We start from the raw sequence: 18,872 nt of genomic DNA on the forward strand, positions 1-18,872 counted from the left end.
TGGGTGATGAGGTGGAAGCCTGCGCTGAACGCGTTCGCTATTACCTTCGCCGGCCGGTTCGAAAGAACCACTCAATAATGAAAACCGGCCGGACTCCACACACCGTTTATCGGACAGTCCCAAACCGCCCCGGATGTTGCCTGCGGCCACGGTTTTGAGCTGCATTTGAGCCACGATAGAAGCCTCGGGGCCCAGGGCATGCTCGGCGACCAGCACGGGCATCAGTGGGACAGTGAGTGGCTATGTCACATGTTGTGACGGGAGTCGTCTGCGGGACAACGAGTAGGAGCTCCGGCCATGCCGGTCCTCCCTTGTCAGACGGTTTTGACGTCAGGTTTGGGTGTACCTACCCGACGGCCAAGGAGGGTTTTCGGCGGTCCATCCTTCGTTTGAAGCCCAAAATCTACTGGCGGCGGGTGCTATTTGGCCTGGACGTTCAGCGCGGCCCGGTAGGCGGCCCAGTGCTGTGCGGTGGCGTGCAGGGACGCGGGCGGGATGGGTTGCTCGGTGGGGTCGGTTAGGTCGAGGCGGTCGGTGTAGTAGAGGCTGGGAACCCCGAGACCGGCTTGCGCCGAGGTCCAGTGCTGGTAGGCAGCCTGGCTGGGCAGGGCCCAGCCGTCGGTGTCGATCAGCAGTTCCGGGCATGCAGAGGTGGCGACGCGGGCCCGGTGGGTCATGGCGTCAACGACGCCGGTGCCGGGGGTGGTATGGGGTGGTTCGGCGTGGCCGCCTGGCTGGTCGAGCATGAGCACGTCGTTGAGGCGGAGCATGTCGGTGACGTCGCGGAAGCCGGGGTCTGGTGTGTGGGTGACTACGAGGGCGTCAGGGTTGATGTCTTTGATGGCCTGGTAGAGGACTGCGAGCAGTTCGTGGAGCAGGTCGATGCCCCATGATGGCCCGGCATGGGTGAGGGCGGAGCCGGCGGGGGTGGAGGCCGTGAAGTCTATTTTGATTCCGTCGGCACCGAGCTCGCCGATCATGGACCGTGCTGCTTGCTGGATCAGCTTGCGCCCGGCCGGTGATTCGGGGTCGAGGGCGATCGGCTGACCGGTGTGGTCACGGACGCAGGCTTCCGGTGGTGCGCCCTCGCTATCCCAGGCCTTGTACCAGAGCAGGACCCGCTGGCTGGCGTCATGCCGTTTCCGGATCCATCCGGCCATGTCCGGCCATTTTTCGATGTCCGGCCGGCAGGTGGCATAGTCCTGCTGCCATTTGTCGTCGATGACGATGGTTCCGGGCACGATTCCGTGCGTGGCGAGCGTGTTGAGATAGCGGTCGTAGTCTGCCTGCCGGGCCCGGTCGACTGCTGGGCGCTGACCGTCGACGGAGGCCATCACGTCGGCGTTTTGGGCGCCCCAGCCGCAGAACATCGGTTCGAGCCACGCTGGTGAGGGCGGAGCCTGGGTGCGGGCGGGCAGCAGACCTCGCGCGTCGAGCAGCTCGCGGTAGCGTTTGAGCCCGTCGTAGGGGTCATCGGCGAGGAACAGCAGGAGTGTGGGTGTGCTGAATTGGCCCTCGACCGAGGTGTGTCCGTCGTAGTCGTAACGGAGGGAGAAGCCCGGGGTGAGGGCGTCGTAGGTGAACTGGGTGAAGGGGCGCCGCCTGGCTGCGACACCGATCATCAGGCAGGGACCGGCCGGTGCCGGGGATGCGGCGGGGTTGTCGGGGGAGAGGGCCAGACACAGTGGGGGTGGGGTGAAGAGCCATCTTCCGACGCCGGGCTGACCACCGTCTCCCACTACGCCCAGGGCAGCGGATTCCCCCGCCTGGCGGAGGACCTGCCATGGCCGGTCCGGGTTGGGGGAGAAGACGGTGCTGTGCAGCAGGTCGCTGGGCAGCAGACCGGAGCCCGCCACGTGGGCGCCGAGCTGGCGGATGGATGTGATCCGGCCCGTGCCCTGAACGGTGGTCGTCAGTTCGAGGGCGTCGCCTTCGGCGCTCAGCTGGGTGTGGTGGTGCTGCCACAGTGAGCTTTTCGCCGTGATTCCGACCTGGGTTAGGTTCCCGCCAGTGGCGCTGACGTCGACGTCTGTGACGCGGATTTCGTCAGTTCCGGCGGTGGTGTTGATGCTGGAAAGCAGGCGCAGGCGCGCCAGGGGTGCGCCGTCGGGGGTGGCCAGGGTGAGGACCTGACGCGCGGGGTCTATCGAGATCTCCATCCCGGCGGCCAGGAACGGACGTGTGCTGCTTGCGTGCAGGTCCAGGGTCAAGGGGTTCTCCGTTGGTTGAGTTGCGGCTTCCGGTGGCGTTTCATTGCGTGGGGTGGGTGTTTCCCGGTCATGTTTGCAGGGGAGGCTGTGCCCGGTGCGGACTACCATTCCTGCCTTTCCTGGATGGTTCCGAATGGGACGCCAGGGTGGAGCTGGACGGTGAAGTCCCGGGCGGAGTGCCGGGCAACGAGGATCCCTTGGCCGCCGCAGAGGGGGGCCCGTTCGGCGAGGATATTCACAGCTTTGTCCAGTTGGTCCTCTAGTTGGCTGCGTTTCTGGACGCGAACGTGGAGGAGGTCTTCATTTGATGCATCGGTGTACATGGTGGTCCTGTAAGGGGAATCGTCTCGCGCGGGCGGAGGGGCGGAACCGAAAGGGCCCGCCCCTCCCGTGGCGTCGGATGGTTACTTGAAGAGGGCGTTGACTTGTTCGTTGGCCTGGGTGAGCGAGCTGGCAGGGTTTTTGCCTGCTACGACGGCGTCCACGGCGGGTTTCATGATGCCTTCGACCTTCGGTGCCTTATCGGCGATGGGGAAGAGGAACGTGGCGCCGTCCTTTACGGGCTGGGTGAAAGGTGTGACGTCGACGCCCTTGGCCTTGAAAGCCGCCGCTGCCTTGTCGGAGGAGGTCTTGACGGCGGGGAAGACCACTGCCTTGGACGCGACCACGTCCTGGCAGGCTGCGGATCCGAGGTATTCGACGAACTTCGCGGCGGCGGCAGGCTTCTTCGTGCCGGCCCAGATGGTGTCCCCGAGACCGTTCAGCATGGATGCCCGCTTGCCGTTGACACCGGTAGGAGTGGGTGCGATGCCAAGATCGATGCCCTTGTAGCTGGTGTACTGGCCGATCGTCCAGGAGCCGTTGACGTTGATCGCTGCCTTGCCGGCGCCGAAGATGTCGGCGGTGCTTGCCCCGACCGTGGTTTCCAGCTTGGGCATGTAGCCCTTGTCGATGAGGCCTGCGTACCAGGCGATGGTCTGCTGGAATTTGGGGTCGTCGTAGTTGAAGTGGCTGCCCCAGGGGTTCTTGTCGGTGTGGGTCCAGCCGGTGGTACCGGTGAGGTAACTCCACTCGGTCTGGCCCAGGCCGCCGCCTGCGCCGTTGAGGCCCAGGCCGTAGACGGCGACGTTGTTCTTGTCGAAGCCGGGTTCGTCGCCTCGTTTGCCGTTTTTGCCCACGGTCAGGTGGGCGATGGTCTTCTCGTAGCTGCCGCCGTCCTGAGGGTTCCAGCTGAGGTTTTTGATCTGTTCCTCGCTGATGCCTGCGTCGGCGGTCATTTTCCTGTTGTAGAAGATGGCGACGGTGTCCCAGTCTTTGGGCAGCCCGTAGCGCTTGCCGTCTTCGCCGACCCAGAGGTCGGCCAGGCCTTTGTTGTAGATCGAGAGGTCGACCGGGTCCTTCTTGAGGGCGTCATCAAGGGGCAGCAGCTGCTTGGTCTTGATCAGTTCCGGGTATTTGGTGAGGTGGTTGGTGAAGATGTCCGGGGCGTTCCCGGCAACGAAGCCGTTGGTGAGGGTGGCCCAGTAGTCGTCCCATCCGCGTTGGGTGACCTTGACGGTGATGTCGGGATTTGCCTTGTGGAAGTCGTCGGCGCACTGCTGGTAGGCCGGGCGCTGGTTCGGGTCCCAGAGCCAGTAGTTCAGCTCGCCTTTTGCTTCCTCTGGGGAGGTGCCTCCGCCGCCTGCGCAGGCGGACAGGGCAAGAACGGCGGCAGCCGCAACGGCGATGGCGCTGGCTGTTTTCTTTTTCATGGTGGGTCCTTTCGGGACTGGGTGGGGGCACGCCGGCAGGGCGGCGCTCGTCTGGCGGGTTTGGGAGCTGGTCCCGGGGATTATTTGATGCCGGAGAAGCCGATGGAATTGACGATTTTCTTGCCGAAGATGATGAACAGCAGGAGGATCGGCAGGGCTGAGACGAGGGTTGCGGCCATCAGGCCGGACCAGTCAGGAGCGCCTTGGGGGGCCTGGGCCTTGAAGACGCCGAGCCCGACGGTGAGGACCCTCAGGTCGTCCTGGTTGGCGACCAGGAGCGGCCAGAAGTATTCATTCCATTGGCCGATGAAGGTCAGCAGCGCGAGGGTGGCCAGGGGTGCTGCGGCGTTGGGGAGGACGATCTGAAAAAAGATGCGCAGGTGCTTGGCGCCGTCGAGCATCGCTGCCTCCTCGACTTCCCGGGACATGTTCAGGAAGAACTGCCGCAGGAAGAAGATCGCGAACGGGCTCATGAACAGGTAGGGCAGGACCAGGCCGAGCAGGGTGTTGAGAAGTCCGAGGTTTTTGATGAGCAGGAAGTTAGGCAATGCGGTGAAGATCCCCGGGACCATCATGGTGGCGAGGAAGAGGCTGAAGACAGCGTTCCGGCCTTTCCAGCGCAGCCGGGCGAAGGCGTAGGCGGCCATCGCGCTGAAGAACAACGCACCCACCGTGGTGATGGAGGCGAAGAGGACCGAGTTGCGCAGGTACAGCCAGAAATCGATGTGCGCCCCGGAGCCGCCCTCTGCCATTGCTTCTTCGGCTGACTGGAGGCCGAACACGCGCTTGAAGGCGCCGAGGTTGAAGTCGGCCGGCAGCAGGTTGGTCGCGTTGCTGGCCAGCGAACCGTTGGTGGACAGGGAGGTCCTGAGGACCCAGTAGAAGGGCAGCACGGAGGCGGCGACGGCGAGGATGATCAGGGCCCAGGACATTGCCCGGCGCACGGTCATGGGTTTGCGGAACCGCTGCAGGCGGCGGGGGAGGTTGGTGGCGGTCATTGCTGTTTCCTTTAGTCCAGGTCCGACTCGTTGCCGCGGAGGAACTTCATCTGCACGAAGGCCACCACCGCGAGGATGACGAAGAGGATGACGGCGAGGGCTGAACCGTAGCCGAAGTCCGACTCGGTGAAGGCCCGCTGGTAGATGTAGAACTGCAGGACCCGGCTGGCGTTGACCGGGCCGCCCTGGGTGGTCACGGCAACGGTGTCAAAGATCTGGATCGATCCGATCGCGGTGACGATGACCACCAGCGCGATAACCGGTCGCAGCAGGGGCAGGGTGATGCGCCACAGGGTCTGGAACGGGGAGGCGCCGTCGAGGTCGGCCACCTCGTAGACCTGTCGGGGAATGGCCTGGAGCCCGGCGAAGATCAGCAGTGCGGTGTAGCCCACGTGACGCCACGTGTTGATCAGGGCCTGGGTGGGGATGGCCCATGCCTCGCTGCCGAAGAACGCCACCCGCGGTAACCCGAGGGCTTCAATGAAATGGTTGACGATGCCGATCTGGTAATCGAGGAGCCAAAACCAGAGCAATGCCGCGATCACATTCGCCATCAGATAAGGCAGGAGCAGCGCTCCCCTGATGATGGTGGACTTGGCGACCCGGTGCATCAGCAGCGCCAGACCCAGGGCCAGAACCGTCTGGAGGACCATGTTGATCAGCACGTATTCCCCCGTCACCGCCAGTGCGTTCCAGAACAGCGGGTCTTTCGCGATCGCTGCGTAGTTCGCACCGCCAACCCACTCGGGGTCTCCCAGCAGGCTGTATTCGGTGAAGCTCAGGTAAGTCCCCCGGACCGCGGGAACCACATAGAAGGTGACAAAACCGAGCAGGGCCGGGGCGATGAAGAACAGGGCAATCCGCAGGTCCCCGTGGTTCCGGCGCCAAAAGGGCTTCCCGGCCCGTCCTGGTTGTTCGTGAAGCGCTGCGCCGGCTCTGGCGGCCCGGCTGGCGGCAGTGGTGGTCATCGTTAATCCCTCTCCTGTGAGGTAGGTAACACTTGGCGGACACTCTACGCGCGTTGCGTGAATTTAGGCAAACCATTTCCTTTGGATAAGGGCGTTGCAGAACAAGAAAAATAGTCGCTTGACGCGCGTAGATTTGTGGCCCATGCTTTTTCCCATGACTTCTTCAATTGGAATCGTTGGTGCAGGACAGTTCGCAGGCGTGTTCGCCAAGCTCTTCGCTGCCCACCCCGGAATCTCAGACATCTACTTCACCGACCTCATCAGTGAGCGTGCGGAGTCCCAGGCCGGCAGTGTTGGGGCTGCAGGGACTTTCGACAGCTTCGAGGCAATGCTTGAAAGCGACGTCGACGCCGTCGCAATCTTCACGCAGCGCTGGACGCACGGACCCCTGGTGGTGCAGGCGCTGCGGGCCGGCAAGCACGTCTACTCAGCCGTGCCGATGGCCATCTCCGAGGCGGAGATCGCAGAAATCATCGACACGGTCCGGGAGACGGGGCTGACCTACATGATGGGTGAGACCAGCTACTACAACCCGGCAACCGTCCTGGCCCGCAAGAAGAATGCCGAGGGCGCCTTCGGCCGGATCTTCTACGCGGAGGGCGACTACGTCCACGACATGGACCTAGGCTTCTACAACGCCTACCAGTACAGCGGCGGAGAAAACTGGCAGGCCACCGCCAGCTACCCGCCCATGCTCTACCCCACCCACTCTGTAGGCGGGGTCCTCGGAGCAACCGGCGGCCACGCCGTCAGCGTCAGCTGCGTCGGGGTCCGGGACGAGCGCGGCGACGGCGTCTTCGACCGCGAGGTAAGCATGTTCGACAACGACTTTTCCAACGCCAGCGCCCTGTTCGAACTCGCATGCGGCGGGTCCATGCGCATCAACGAGTTCCGCAGGGTGGGCTACCCCTCCCACCTGCGCGAGAGCCGCTTCCGCTACTTCGGCACCGAGGCAAGCATGGAACAGCTCGCCCTGGTCAGCGTCTGGCAGGACAAGCACACCGTCACCGACATCAGTGACCAGCTCGAGACCCAGGCCACCATGGACGCGGATGACCCCATGCTTGCTGACGTCGCGCCCGCACTGCGCGATGCCTTTATCTCCGGCATGGCATCCGTGCACGACGCCGGACGCCTGCCGGCGGAGTTCCGAGGCCTGCCCAACGGCCATGAGGGAAGCCACCACTTCCTCGTGGACGACTTCGTCACCGCCATCAACACCGGCACCCTGCCTCCGGTCAACGCGTGGGAAGCGGCCCGCTACACGCTTCCAGGCATCGTTGCCCACCAGTCCGCACTGCGCGGCGGCGAACGCCTGCCGGTGCCCGACTTCGGCGACGCCCCCGCAGAGCGGCCCCGCCCGGCACTCCGCGAATCCGCCCAGTAAAACGCCGCTAGCATGGTTGCCATGCCGCACCCCACCTCACACGCCAAGGCCGCCGTCACACGCGATGACGTCGCCCGGCTGGCAGGGGTCAGCCCCGCCGTCGTCAGCTACGTGGTCAACGGCGGACCCAGACCAGTATCACCGGCGAACGAGGCCAAGGTGCGGCAGGCAATCAGGGCACTGGGCTACAGGCCCAACGCGGCAGCCAGGGCACTTGCTCTGGGCTCCAGCGAAATGCTCGGCATGATCGTCTCCGACGCCATGAACCCGTTCTTCGCCTCGCTCGCCCGCGCCGTCGAAAACGCCGCGGCCGAGCGGGGCTACACCCTCCTGCTGGCGGACTCCCAGGCTTCGCTCCGCACCGAGCGCCGCCTCATCAAGAACTTCGCCGCCAGAAAGGTGGACGGACTGTTCCTCTGCAGCATGCTGTTCGAGCCCGACCTGATGGACCTCGAACAGGCAGACATCCCCGTCGTGCTCCTGAACCACAGCACCGACCTCGCCACAGCAGGAAGTCCCGCCCTCATAAAGCACGGCGCGGGAAACCACGGCTCCAACTCCGTCGGAGTGGCCTTCCAAGACGGGGCGCGCGCGGCGGTGGAGCACCTCATCAGCCACGGCCACGAACACATCGGGCTGGTGATGGGCGGCAACGCCGGCGGCGAACTCGACGCACGCGAGGTCGGATGGCATCAAGGCATCCAGGACGCCGGCCTCACTGCGGGCCCCATCATCAGGGCACCGTTCACCCGCGAAGGCGGGCACCGCGCCGGACAGGAACTGCTTGCCCGGGCCGAGCGGCCCACCGCCGTCTTCGTCAGCTCCGACCAGCAGGCAGTGGGCCTGCTCTGCGCCCTCCACGAAGCCGGCCTCCGGGTACCGGAGAACCTCGCAGTGTTCTCCTTCGACGGCTCGCCCGAATCCGAATACACCTGGCCCCGCCTCAGCACCGTCGCCCAACCCGTCAAGGACCTCGCACAGACCGCACTGGAGGCCCTCCTGGCCCCCACGCCCGGAGGGGAAACCCAAACCAAAATCTTCCCCACAGAGCTAGTGCTGCGCGCATCCTGCGGCCAGCACTAACACAACGGGCACCGGGGCCTGAACCTTTGACACCGGGGCCCGGAGCTTTGACGATTTCGAAAAGGAGATGGGCAACGCTGCTTGAAAGCAGTCTCGGCTGGAAGAGTTCGTTGGCGTCAGGTTGGGGTGTACCCCAAGTGGGCGGGACTTTCGCTCCCCGGAGGTTTCCAATCCGAGGCTGCCTGCGGTGGTGAGCAAAACGCCACAACACTCTCATCAATGGTTGCAACGACCGCTTGGACGATAGGGGGCTCATCGTTGATCCAACCCCTCTAAGCCTTGTTACTGCTGACCAGATCCCGTTCCACCGTTGCTCCGTGGGGAACATCAGAGCTTAGATTCACCGTGTACATGTCAGGTCCGTGGCGCGTTAGGAGTATGCCCTGCAATCCTTCAGTCATCGAGTGGTCACGGGCCATCTCTACAGCCGTATTGATACTCTCTTCGATTTCCGTCGGGGATTGACCTGTGATGTGGAAGTAGCGGTCGGCCTCGATCGTGATAATCATTGGACTCCTGATTTGCTCTTTATGTCTTCTCCGACTTGGTGCTAATGACTGGGGCACGTAGCTCTTCGGGACGAAGAAATGGTTTTCAGCGATGGCAGACTCGTCCGACCAGATTCTTCTTGACCGGGAGTTTGCCCCCGAACTTGCACTGCATCCCGGGTTGCTGGTCCGCAGCCCGGGATGCAGTGGATTGGCACTCGGAACGGTACGGACTTTGGAGAGCGCCCATGGTGACAAGGGCACGGTGGCAAATGACGCTGATAAAGTGCCGCTTCTCGAGATCGCGCATGCCACACACAAGGACGGGCCTGGAGGCTGGTGTCCGGGCCCGTCCTTGTGATTCGTCTGGGAGTTAGATTTCGGTGGGCTGCGCCTGGGTGGCAGTCTGCTCGCTTGACCGCGTGTCGTCAGTGTTTGAGTGCTGAAGGTTAGCGGCTTCGCCCGGCTGGCCGTCGCGGGCGTGGAGACGCATCTCTGGTGGTTCCTTGCGGAATCCTTTGGTGAGGAAGACGAGGTAGAGAACGCCCAGGCCGATCCAGCAGAGGCCGATGGTGATGGCGATGGGACTCAGTTGGGTGAGGAGGTAGATGTCGACGGCGGCGCCCAGGATCGGAAGGACGATGAAGCCAATGATCGACAGGGTTGTGCCTTGTCGGCGGCTTCGGATGAAGTAGGCGATGACGCAGAGGTTGACGGTTGCGAATGCCAGGAAGGCCCCGAAGTTGATGAAGGAGGTTGCGATTTCCAAGGAAATGTTCAGTGCCAGCATGGCCACGGCACCGACGAGGACCAGGTTGAAGATGGGAGTTTTGGTTCGGGGGTGGAGGCGGCCGAAGAGCCGGCGGGGCAGGACTCCGTCGCGGCCCATGACGTAAAGGAGTCGGCTGGTGCTGGCCTGGATCGCGAGCCCGGACGCAAACCCACCGACGATAGCGAGGATGTTGGTGACGTTGGCGTAGAACTGCCCGCCGACGAGAACCTGCATGGCGTATGCCGCGGTCGCTGCGTCCTCGAAGTCTCCGCCGGGGTGAACGAGCTGCATGATGTAGGAGACGAGGACAAAGAGTATTCCGCCGACGAGGACGGTCAGGAGGATCGCCCGGGGAATGTTGCGCTTGGCGTCTTTGGTTTCTTCGCTGAGTGTGCTGACGGCGTCGAATCCCAGGAAGGAGTAGGCGGCGATCGCAGCCGCGGCAGCGACACCGCCGACCGTGGTTGCGTGGTTCCAGAAGGGGTCCGTGAATGACGCAGTCGGGTTTCCCCCGAGGTAGGCCAGGCAGTAGGCGATGAAAATGCCGATGAGGGTAACGACCAGAAGGGTCAGGGTCTTGTTCACGCGGTCGGTGAGTACGATGCCCGTGACGTTGATGATCGTTGTCAGTCCAGCGTTGAGAGCGAGCCAGGCCCAGACGGGTATGTCGGGAAACTGGGCTGCGAGGTAGAACGACTGGAAGAGCCAGGCCACGGTGGGAAGGAAGAGGTAGTCGAGGAGGATTGCCCACCCGACGAGGAAGCCGACGCGGGAATCGAGCAGTCGTCGCGCATACACGTAGGCCGATCCCGAGTTCGGAAAGATTTTTGCCATCTTCGCGTAGCTGAGGGCAGTCAGCAGCATCGCGACGGCGGCAAGGGCGAATGCTGTCGGGGCTGTTCCGTCGCTCGTGGCGGAGATCACGCCGAAGATCGATATCACGATTCCCGGGGCCATATAGGCCAAGCCGAACACGACCACCGACAGCAGGGATAGCTTCGGGGTAAGTTTGATGTTCTCAGCGGACATGAGGGTTTCCTTAAGCTGGGGCAGTGCTGAGGTTGGCCAGGCTTGACGGGGAGTTGGTCTGCCGCCAAAGGCGGGGATCAAGCTGGCCCGCGTAGAGCGGCAACGGAATGGTGTCGTCGTTTTCAGCGAACTGGTCCCAGGGGCGGGTTACGCCCGCGGTGCCATGCTGGCGCACATTTCGTACCTGGTCCAGGTCGATGACGTCGACCAAGGTTGCGTCTTCGGGACCGGTAGCTGAGATTCGTACGCGGCCCTCAGGATCAACCAGAAGGCTACGTCCGACCCCGTGCGGGCCCGCGGCGTTCACGCTGGCGACGAAGTTCTGGTTGACGATTGCGTTGGCTTGTCCGATAACAACTTCCTGCACACGATCGTTGGTCGGGGTCTGGACAACATTGAGAACGAGCTCTGCCCCCATCCACGCCAGATGCCTGCTGTGTTCGGGGAACCAGGCGTCGTAGCAAATCGACAAACCGATGCGGCCGTAGCCGGTCATGTCGAAGACTACGAAGTCCTTACCGGAACAAACGGTCTCATAGGGTTTCCACGGAAAGATCTTTCGGTAGCTGGCCACGGCCTTTCCTTGTGGGGAGTAGACAACGGCGGTGTTGTAGATATGCCCGTCCGTACCACGTTCGAGCACGCTGCCCGGCAAAAGCCAGATCCCAAGGTCTCCAGCAAGCTCGGCTAGGGTACGCCCCCGCGGACCGTCAAGAGGTTCGGCCGACGCTTCCATATATGCCTGCCGGTCCTGGGTAGCCGGAGAATCTGGCGTGTTCAAGTGGAGCTCCGGGTAAACGAAAAGGTCGGCGACCGCATGCGCGTTAACCCTTCGCTCAAGACCAGCAGCGAAATCAGTCAGAGACTCGGCAGGTGACTGCACAAGAGCTAGGGGGAGGAGTCGGGTCATGACAGATGCATCCTTGCGTCGAGAAGTTTATTAAATAAATATTAATTAACTAACTATGGTGTGTCAAGGGTCACTTCGACTCTGATGTGGAAGCATTGGAGCATGGCAAGACCACGGAATCAGACAGAACGCCGGGATCAACTGCTGGCAGCGGCGGGACGAGTCCTGCTGGACAGAGGGTCATCAGCGGCCCGCCTTTCCGACATTGCCAATGAAGCCGGCGTCACCCCGGCTGCGGTGCTGTACTACTACCGGGACGTCGACGAGCTCTTCAGCGAGGTCTTCAATCAAGGTGTTACGGAGTACTGTGACCGCCGGGAGGCCCGCATCCAAGCCGAAAGGGACCCTGAAGCGCAACTGAGGGCATGCATCCACTCAGGCATACCTTGGGCCGGGGAAAGCGAAACCGCTTCCCGGATCCTCGTGGAACTCATCCCGGTTTATCTGCGCAACAAAGCAGCCGCTCGGCAGCAGATGGCGTTTGTGGAGCGTCAAACGAACCTCTACAAAGGGATTCTGGAACGAGGCGCGCAGGAAAATGCCTTCACTCTCTCAGCGCCGGCCGGATTCCTGGCCCGGAGCTTCGTAGCCCTAGAGGACGGCCTCGTAATGGATGTACTCCTCGGTGACCTGACACCGGAAGACGAATACCAATTCCTGATCAGCTACGCGACGAACATGGTAAAAACCAAGACCGGCAGCAACTTACAGCTCAGCTGACTCCCCACGCGAGAACGCGCACAACCAGTTGACGGGAGCCATTCGGCGGGCGCACGACTCCGCCTGGCAAGATCGGACGGTCCCTTGCGCTGCCACCGAGGTGCGATGCCGCGGTGGTTCTGCATGCCCCATCGTTGGGAGAGGGGCGACGCGCTCCTTGGAGCTGCGCTTGGAGAGCGCGCCCCCTTCCGCCGTTGGGCCGGTGCCGGGGCACCATTATGTGGTCGTTATCGCTGGAATGTCGAAGGCTGCGGGGCTGTGGTGTCCTGTTATTTCTGGTGTGTTTGTGCCAAGGGTGTGGGGTTGTCTTCGTAATCGGTGACCCCAGCCAGGTCGCGGCCGGCGATGTAGCCGAATGTAAGTGCGGGTCCCAGGTTGATGCCGCCTGCGGGGTAGTGGCCGCCCATGACTGATGCGTGGTCGTTGCCGGCTACATACAGGCCCGGGATGGCTTCGCCATGGTTGTTCAGGACGCGGGCGCGGTCGTCCGCGTCGAGGCCGGCGAAGGTACCGAAGCTGCCCGGCACTACCTTGACCGCGTAGTAGGGGCCTTTTTCAAGGGGTGCCAGGGAGGGGTTGGGACCCACTTTCGGGTCTCCGCCGTAGCGGTTGAATTCGGTGTCCCCTCTCCCGTAGTCCGGGTCTACGCCTTGGCGGGCGTGTTCGTTGAAGCGCTCTACGGTGTGCCGCAGGGCGACGGGGTCGATTCCGCATTTGGTTGCTAGTGCTTCGATCGTGCGGCCTTTCTTCAGGTAGCCCGAGCGCAGGTAGGGAAACAGTGGCACGGGCAGCGGTTTGGCCATGCCTAGTGGGTACTTGCGGACGAACCGGGCGTCGGCGATCTGCCAGGACTGGACCGTCTCGCCTTCGGGTGTGGCGTCGATCAGGGCGGTGATGTAGTCGTAGTAGCCGTTGGCTTCGTTGACGAACCGTTTGCCGTTGGTCCTTACTCCGATGGAGCCGGGTTTGGCGCGGTCCATGATGTGTGGAAAGGTTCCGGTCCGGCCGTTGCGGTAGGGCACGAGTGAGACCGGGCACCATGCGGCGGCTGACTTGACGTTGGTTTTGAACCGGGCGCCGACGGACTGGCCCAGGGAGATGCCGTCGCCGGTGGCTTCAGCCGGTGCCAGCGTCCAGTGCTCGCGGCCGGTAGGGGTCTTGGGGAACAGTTCTTTGCGTCGTTGAATATCGTGGGGGAACCCGCCGGTTGCCAGCACCACGCCGCGGGCTGCGTTGATGGCCAGTGCGCCCTCGGGGGAATCGACGAGGGCGCCCGTTACCCGGCCGGTGCCGTCGCTCAGCAGGCGGGTAGCAGGTGTGGAGACGCGGATGTCGACGCCGAGGTCGTCGGCGGACTTCATTAGCCGCGCGGTCAGGGCGGTTCCGTTGACCAGTTGCATGTTCCTGCGGTGGACCAGGAGATCCCAAACGTGCGGTGTGAAGCGGCGTGAAGCGTGGAACAGGCCGGTTATGCTGCCCTGTGACGCTGAAAGGAATTTGGTGAGGTCGGGGCCGGCCATGATGCCCATGCCCAGGAACGAGGTCTCATAGAGTTGGTGGCGCATCTTGGCGCGTACTTCGGGTTTGATGCTGCGGGCGTTGATGGGCTTGGGCCCGACCGAGCGGTGGCCGATCCCGGCTCCCGGCGTTTTGCCGTAGATGTCCTTGATTTTCTCGCCTGGGGTGAACTGCAGGCTGGTTTTGTTCTCGAAGAAGCCCACCATGTGCGGCACGGCCTCAAGAAATGCTTCGACCTTCTCGGTCTGGTAGTCGGGGCCGAGGCGGTGGCGCAGGTAGGTGCGGATGGCGTCCCGGTCCTCGCTGACGCCGGCAGCTTTCGCCAGTGGATTTGCTGGGGTCCAGGCCCAGCCGCCGGACCAGGACGTGGCACCCCCGCAGACCGGGGCTTTCTCTACGACGATGACTTTCAGGCCGTGGTAGGCGGCTGTTACGGCAGCGGACAGGCCGCCGGCGCCGGAGCCTATGACGAGGACGTCGCAGTCCAGGGTTTTGGCGGGGGCTGTGGTCAGGTCATCAGGTTTGGTGGTCTTCACTCGGCTCTGGCCTTCATTTGTTGGCTGTATCGGTGGTCGGTGTTTTGCGTGCAGAGGCGAGCGCGCGGGCAGCCGGGCGTTTCGACCCGGTTGCCCGCGCATTCGCCGTCGCGGCGCCGCTGGTTTGGGCGCGTCCTGCTTCTTGGGTTTAGCGGTGTTCCTGGTTGGCCCACTTATAAGACCAAAGGCTGGACACCATGGCTATCAGGCAGAGTCCGGCGAGCAGGGCTGCGGCAGGGAACCAGCTGCCGCTGCTGGCCATGAGGGCGGTGGCGATGAGCGGGATGAAGCCGCCCACGGCCCCGGCCAGTGCGTAGGCGAATCCTGCGCCGCTGTAGCGGATCCGGACGTCGAACATGTCGGTGAACCATGTCTGCTGGACGCAGGTAGAGATGTTGTGCCCGAGATTTATCAGGGCGAAGAAGCCCAGGATCATCGGGATCAGGTCTCCGCTTTCCAGTGCTGCGAAGAACGGTGCGGCTGCCAGGGCCGCGGTGAGCGGGCCGATGATGTAGAACCATTTCCGGCCGTACTTGTCGGCGAGGCGTCCCCAGAGTGCCAGGAAGGGAATGGCGAGGACCATGGCGACCATCGAGGCGGTCAGGACCGTGGCCGGCGGGGTGTCGGTGAAGTTCTTGACGTAGGCCAGCGCGAAGGTGAAGCCCATGTAGAAGGTGCTCTGGTCCACCATCCGCATGCCGATCACGGCGAGGATTTTCTTGGGGCTGGTCCGCAGCGCTTCGGCCAACGGTGCGCGGGCGTCTTTGTGTTCTTCCTTCACGGCGGTGAACTCCGCCGATTCGGGCACGCCGGACCGGATCCAGAGTCCGACAAGGGCGAAGAGGATGCTGATCAGGAACGGGAGCCGCCAGCCCCAGGCCTGGAACTGTTCCGCTGTCGTCAGGGCGGTGACCAGCGAGAACGCGGCGGTGCCGAGCAGCAGTCCGACGAATGATCCGATCTGCACACCGGTGGCAAGGAAGTTGCGTTTGCCCACCGGCGCGTTTTCCACCGCCATCAGGGCCGCGCCGCCCCATTCGCCACCGACGGCCATGCCTTGGATAGCCCGCAGGGCCACGAGCAGGATCGGCGCGGCGACGCCGATCGCGGCGTAACCGGGGAGTAAGCCGATGGCGGTGCTGGCGATTCCCATCATGATGACGGTGATGAAGAGCATGGTCCGGCGGCCGTACTTGTCGCCGAAGTGGCCAAAGATGGCACCGCCCAAGGGGCGGAACAGGAAGCCGACGGCGAATGAACCCATGGAGGCCAGGAGCCCGGCGACCTGGTTGTCGGTGGGGAAGAACAACGGTCCGAACACGACGGCGGCGGCGGTGCCGTAGAGGAAGAAGTCATACCAGTCGACGACGGCGCCGACAGTGCTGGCCAGCGCTGCCCGCCGTCCTGCTTTAGCGCTGATGGCTACCGGCGGGTGGTTGGGAGCGCTCGGTGCGGCGGCACTCCCGGTGCTGGGGATCTGGAAACTCGGCATTGCGGTTCACCGCAACCTTTCTGTAGCTCGGCTGCACCTTTGCTGGCGAGCGGAATGAGTGCTTTAATGACTACGTAGTCATTCAGTGATTTAGATCATACGCACACCGCGTGATGGCAGTCAAACACTTAGCAAGCAGGATGGAAGTTATGTATAGAACCATTGGTCTGGCGCACTTGTCAGCGCTGCATTTGAGTCCCCCCGAGCTGGCGGACGCCGCCGCTGCTGCCGGCTTCAGCTCGGTCGGGATCCGGGTTCACCCGGCCACACGGAGTGAGGCTCCGTACCCGATGACGGCCGGTTCGTTCATGTCGGCGCAGACCATTGAACGCCTGGCCGGTACGGGACTGGCGGTGCGAGACGTTGAGGTCTTCACTTTGGACGGGCACCGGGGCCGCAAAGAATGGGAACCGGTGCTGGAGGCAGGAGCGGCCCTGGGCGCGGGCGTTCTGAATGTGATCGGCGCTGATCCGGATCCTGCCCGGCTGACGGACAGCCTTGCCGCGCTGGTTGACGATGCCCGCAAGTACGGAATCCGTCCGTCCATCGAGCCGATCTCCTACCAGCCGCTCGACTCTGTCCCCGCGGCCGGCCTGCTGGTCGACCGGACAGGGTGCGGCATCATGCTGGACGCGCTCCATTTCGTGCGGGCGGGCGGCCTCATTGCAGACCTGAAAGCCCTGCCTGCCGGCGCGGTCACCGTCATCCAGCTCTGTGACGGCCCGGCCCGGACCCCTGCGCTTCCCGTCCCGCACCGTATGCCGCTGGGACAGGACGTGAACGGATCCGGCCGGCAGATCGAATCCCGCGCCAAGAGGCTGGCCCCGGGGGAGGGAGTATTCCCTCTCCGGGAGATCCTGGCGGCACTGCCTGACGCGCCCATCAGCGTCGAAGTCCCTGACGTCTGGGCCGTCGAGACCGGCGGCACGGCCGCCCATCTCAAACACCTCCACACCGCAGCCGACACTCTGATCGGCTCAGTCCAGCAGACCGAAATGGAATCAGCATCATGAGCGAACTCACCGAAGTCACAACACCGGGACCAGCCGCAGGCAGCCCCCAGGGGCCCCGAACCGCCAACGCCGAGACTTATTGGCCCGGCCGTTTCCGGGGCCAGGTCATCCTGGTCACCGGGGCCGCCGGCGGACTCGGATCAGACACAGCGGACCGGCTCGCACGCGAAGGCGCCACAGTCGTCTGCACGGACGTCGCCGACGGTGGGCTGGGCGACGGAAGCAGCCCAGCGAACTGCATGGCCCTGAACGTCACCCGAAGGCCGGACTGGGACCACATCGTTCAGACAGTACTCAACCGGTACGGCAGGATCGACGGCGCCCTGTTCGCCCACGGAATCCAGGGACCCGAGGTTCCCGTGACGCAAATGCCGGCCGACGGATGGGCCAGAACCCTGAGCGTAAACCTGGACGGCTGCCTGCACGGCCTGGCCAGCATCCTCCCGGCCCTCACCCAGCAGGCGTACGGCCGGGTGGCCATCCTGTCATCGATTTCCGCCCGCGAGGGAAACCCGCACCAGGCCGCCTACTCGGCGTCCAAGGCCGGGCTGGTCGCGCTGGTCAAAACGGCAGCGAAGGAAGTCGCCCCTTACGGCGTCACGGTCAATTCCATCGCCCCCTCGATGATGAAGACCCGGCTCCTTGAAGACCTCAGCCCGGAACGGAACGCCCAACTGCTCGCCAAAGTCCCAATGGGAAGGGTCGGACTGCCGGAAGAATTCTCCGCCCTGGCGACCTGGCTGCTGTCCACCGAAGCGAGCTACATGACCGGTCAGACACTCGATTTGAGCGGCGGCCGCAACACCGCCTAAGCGGGTGCGGCTGTAGTTGCCCGTACCTCCAGCCTGACCGGGAACACGGATTTCATCGTTTCGCTGGGAGGCTCGCCTTCGATCCTCCCAGCCAGACGGTCCACAGCCGCAAACGACATTTCCGGAATCGGCTGATGCACCGTGGTGAGGTTGATAAAAGCCCACCCCGCCGGCCCGGAATCATCGAACCCGACGACGGAGAGCTCCCCAGGAACATTGATCCCCAATTGCGCGGCCGCGTCCAGGGCAGCAAACGCAAAAGCATCCGTGACGCAAAACAATGCTGTCGGCCTGTCCTGGCTATCAAGCATCTCCAAGGCTGCCCGCACCCCGTCCTCGTGGGTCAGGCGAATGTGCCGGATCCACTCCTCGCGCACCTCCAGGCCATGGTGTTCCATGGCCGCGCGGAAACCGTCCTCACGGTCGCGACCATTGGAACGGTCCCGCAGCGTGGTCAGCACTCCAACGCGCCTATGACCCAGTCCTTGGAGGTGCGCCACGACGATCTCGCCCGCGCCCCGATCATCGGCCAGAACCGCTTCGACCTCAACACTGGGATCATCACGGCTGAGCAGCACCACCGGTGTCCCGCGCTCCAGGACCCTGCGGACCGCCGCAGAAGACTCCCGGGCCGAGACAAAAATCATCCCGTCGACCGTCGCCCTGTCGAGCACATCAATCGCCTCAGGATCGGACGAAACGTCCGGATCACGGATCAACACCATCCGGTAGCCACGTTCAAGAAGCCTGTTCTGCAACGACTCCACGATGACAGGGTAGATGGGGCTGGTCAGATCAGCGACGACCACGCCAACAGCATGCGTCCGCCGCGTCACCATCATGCGGGCCGCTGCATCCGGCACATAACCGAGTTCCCGCGCACCGGCCAAAACCCGATCCTTGGTTGACGGCGCGACAGCCGGATCCCCACGCAAAGCACGTGAAACCGTCGACTGCGACAACCCCAGATGCCGGGCCACATCGACGCTAGTTACCATCCCATAATCGTATTTCACCCGCGCCCGTGCGGTATTCAACCGGCCGCGCGACGTCGTGCCGTCCCGTGAAGGACTGCAAGCGGCCGACTCGTTCCGCTCCGGTCCGGACAGCCTCTGGACAAATGCGGCAGCCGTAGAGGTCGGAACTCGTAGCAGGGAATTCTCGCGCAGCGACAATTCGCCAGAC

General features: G+C 63.6%; 16 protein-coding genes. 5 read left to right on the forward strand and 11 right to left on the reverse strand.

The features are described from left to right. The 5 genes from AC57BR_RS09420 to AC57BR_RS09440 all read right to left on the reverse strand — a co-directional run. Positions 1–222 (reverse strand): hypothetical protein (locus tag AC57BR_RS09420; protein ID WP_496359831.1); only part of this gene is annotated, 222 nt, incomplete at its 3' end. A 197-nt stretch (positions 223–419) separates the two neighbouring features. Further along, positions 420–2,210: an alpha-amylase family protein gene (locus AC57BR_RS09425; protein ID WP_496359833.1), complete on the reverse strand. Its 1,791-nt coding sequence runs from the start codon at positions 2,208–2,210 to the stop codon at positions 420–422. Positions 2,211–2,614: 404 nt separating this feature from the next. Then, positions 2,615–3,961: an ABC transporter substrate-binding protein gene (locus AC57BR_RS09430; RefSeq protein ID WP_496359835.1), complete on the reverse strand. Its 1,347-nt coding sequence runs from the start codon at positions 3,959–3,961 to the stop codon at positions 2,615–2,617. A gap of 80 nt (positions 3,962–4,041) precedes the next feature. Next, positions 4,042–4,959, reverse strand: a complete 918-nt coding sequence (locus AC57BR_RS09435) for a carbohydrate ABC transporter permease (protein ID WP_496359837.1) — start codon at positions 4,957–4,959, stop codon at positions 4,042–4,044. Between the two features lie 11 nt (positions 4,960–4,970). Then, entirely contained in the window at positions 4,971–5,927 is a 957-nt protein-coding gene (locus AC57BR_RS09440) for a carbohydrate ABC transporter permease (protein WP_496359839.1), read from the reverse strand. Positions 5,928–6,081: 154 nt separating this feature from the next. On the opposite strand from AC57BR_RS09440, the gene AC57BR_RS09445 reads away from it, so the two are divergent. Further along, on the forward strand, positions 6,082–7,314 hold the full coding sequence (locus AC57BR_RS09445; RefSeq protein WP_496359841.1) for a Gfo/Idh/MocA family protein: 1,233 nt from the start codon (positions 6,082–6,084) through the stop codon (positions 7,312–7,314). A gap of 21 nt (positions 7,315–7,335) precedes the next feature. Then, positions 7,336–8,397, forward strand: a complete 1,062-nt coding sequence (locus AC57BR_RS09450) for a LacI family DNA-binding transcriptional regulator (RefSeq protein ID WP_496359843.1) — start codon at positions 7,336–7,338, stop codon at positions 8,395–8,397. A 272-nt stretch (positions 8,398–8,669) separates the two neighbouring features. Here AC57BR_RS09450 and AC57BR_RS09455 read toward each other — a convergent pair whose 3' ends face one another. The 3 genes from AC57BR_RS09455 to AC57BR_RS09465 form a co-directional block, all read right to left on the reverse strand. Beyond that, positions 8,670–8,906: a hypothetical protein gene (locus tag AC57BR_RS09455; RefSeq protein WP_496359845.1), complete on the reverse strand. Its 237-nt coding sequence runs from the start codon at positions 8,904–8,906 to the stop codon at positions 8,670–8,672. A 352-nt stretch (positions 8,907–9,258) separates the two neighbouring features. Continuing rightward, positions 9,259–10,686, reverse strand: a complete 1,428-nt coding sequence (locus AC57BR_RS09460; protein WP_496359847.1) for an APC family permease — start codon at positions 10,684–10,686, stop codon at positions 9,259–9,261. A gap of 10 nt (positions 10,687–10,696) precedes the next feature. Next, a complete protein-coding gene (locus AC57BR_RS09465) occupies positions 10,697–11,596 on the reverse strand; it encodes a carbon-nitrogen hydrolase family protein (RefSeq protein ID WP_496359849.1) in 900 nt (299 codons plus the stop codon). Positions 11,597–11,698: 102 nt separating this feature from the next. Between AC57BR_RS09465 and AC57BR_RS09470 the strand changes: the two genes are divergently transcribed. Continuing rightward, a complete protein-coding gene (locus tag AC57BR_RS09470; protein ID WP_496359851.1) occupies positions 11,699–12,316 on the forward strand; it encodes a TetR/AcrR family transcriptional regulator in 618 nt (205 codons plus the stop codon). 269 nt (positions 12,317–12,585) lie between these two features. On the opposite strand, the gene AC57BR_RS09475 is transcribed toward AC57BR_RS09470, so the two are convergent. After that, on the reverse strand, positions 12,586–14,370 hold the full coding sequence (locus AC57BR_RS09475) for an FAD-dependent oxidoreductase (RefSeq protein ID WP_496359853.1): 1,785 nt from the start codon (positions 14,368–14,370) through the stop codon (positions 12,586–12,588). Positions 14,371–14,518: 148 nt separating this feature from the next. Then, entirely contained in the window at positions 14,519–15,862 is a 1,344-nt protein-coding gene (locus tag AC57BR_RS09480; RefSeq protein ID WP_496359855.1) for an MFS transporter, read from the reverse strand. Positions 15,863–16,011: 149 nt separating this feature from the next. On the opposite strand from AC57BR_RS09480, the gene AC57BR_RS09485 reads away from it, so the two are divergent. Beyond that, positions 16,012–16,875, forward strand: a complete 864-nt coding sequence (locus AC57BR_RS09485) for a sugar phosphate isomerase/epimerase family protein (protein ID WP_496359857.1) — start codon at positions 16,012–16,014, stop codon at positions 16,873–16,875. Continuing rightward, on the forward strand, positions 16,872–17,687 hold the full coding sequence (locus AC57BR_RS09490; RefSeq protein ID WP_496359859.1) for an SDR family NAD(P)-dependent oxidoreductase: 816 nt from the start codon (positions 16,872–16,874) through the stop codon (positions 17,685–17,687). Before AC57BR_RS09485 ends, AC57BR_RS09490 begins: the two co-directional genes overlap by 4 nt. Here AC57BR_RS09490 and AC57BR_RS09495 read toward each other — a convergent pair. Continuing rightward, positions 17,684–18,685, reverse strand: coding sequence for a LacI family DNA-binding transcriptional regulator (locus AC57BR_RS09495; RefSeq protein WP_496359861.1), 1,002 nt, complete (start codon positions 18,683–18,685; stop codon positions 17,684–17,686). The genes AC57BR_RS09490 and AC57BR_RS09495 overlap by 4 nt on opposite strands. Positions 18,686–18,872: the final 187 nt, after the last annotated feature.

Source organism: Arthrobacter sp. BGA-UO-ETr-C19, assembly GCF_059568005.1.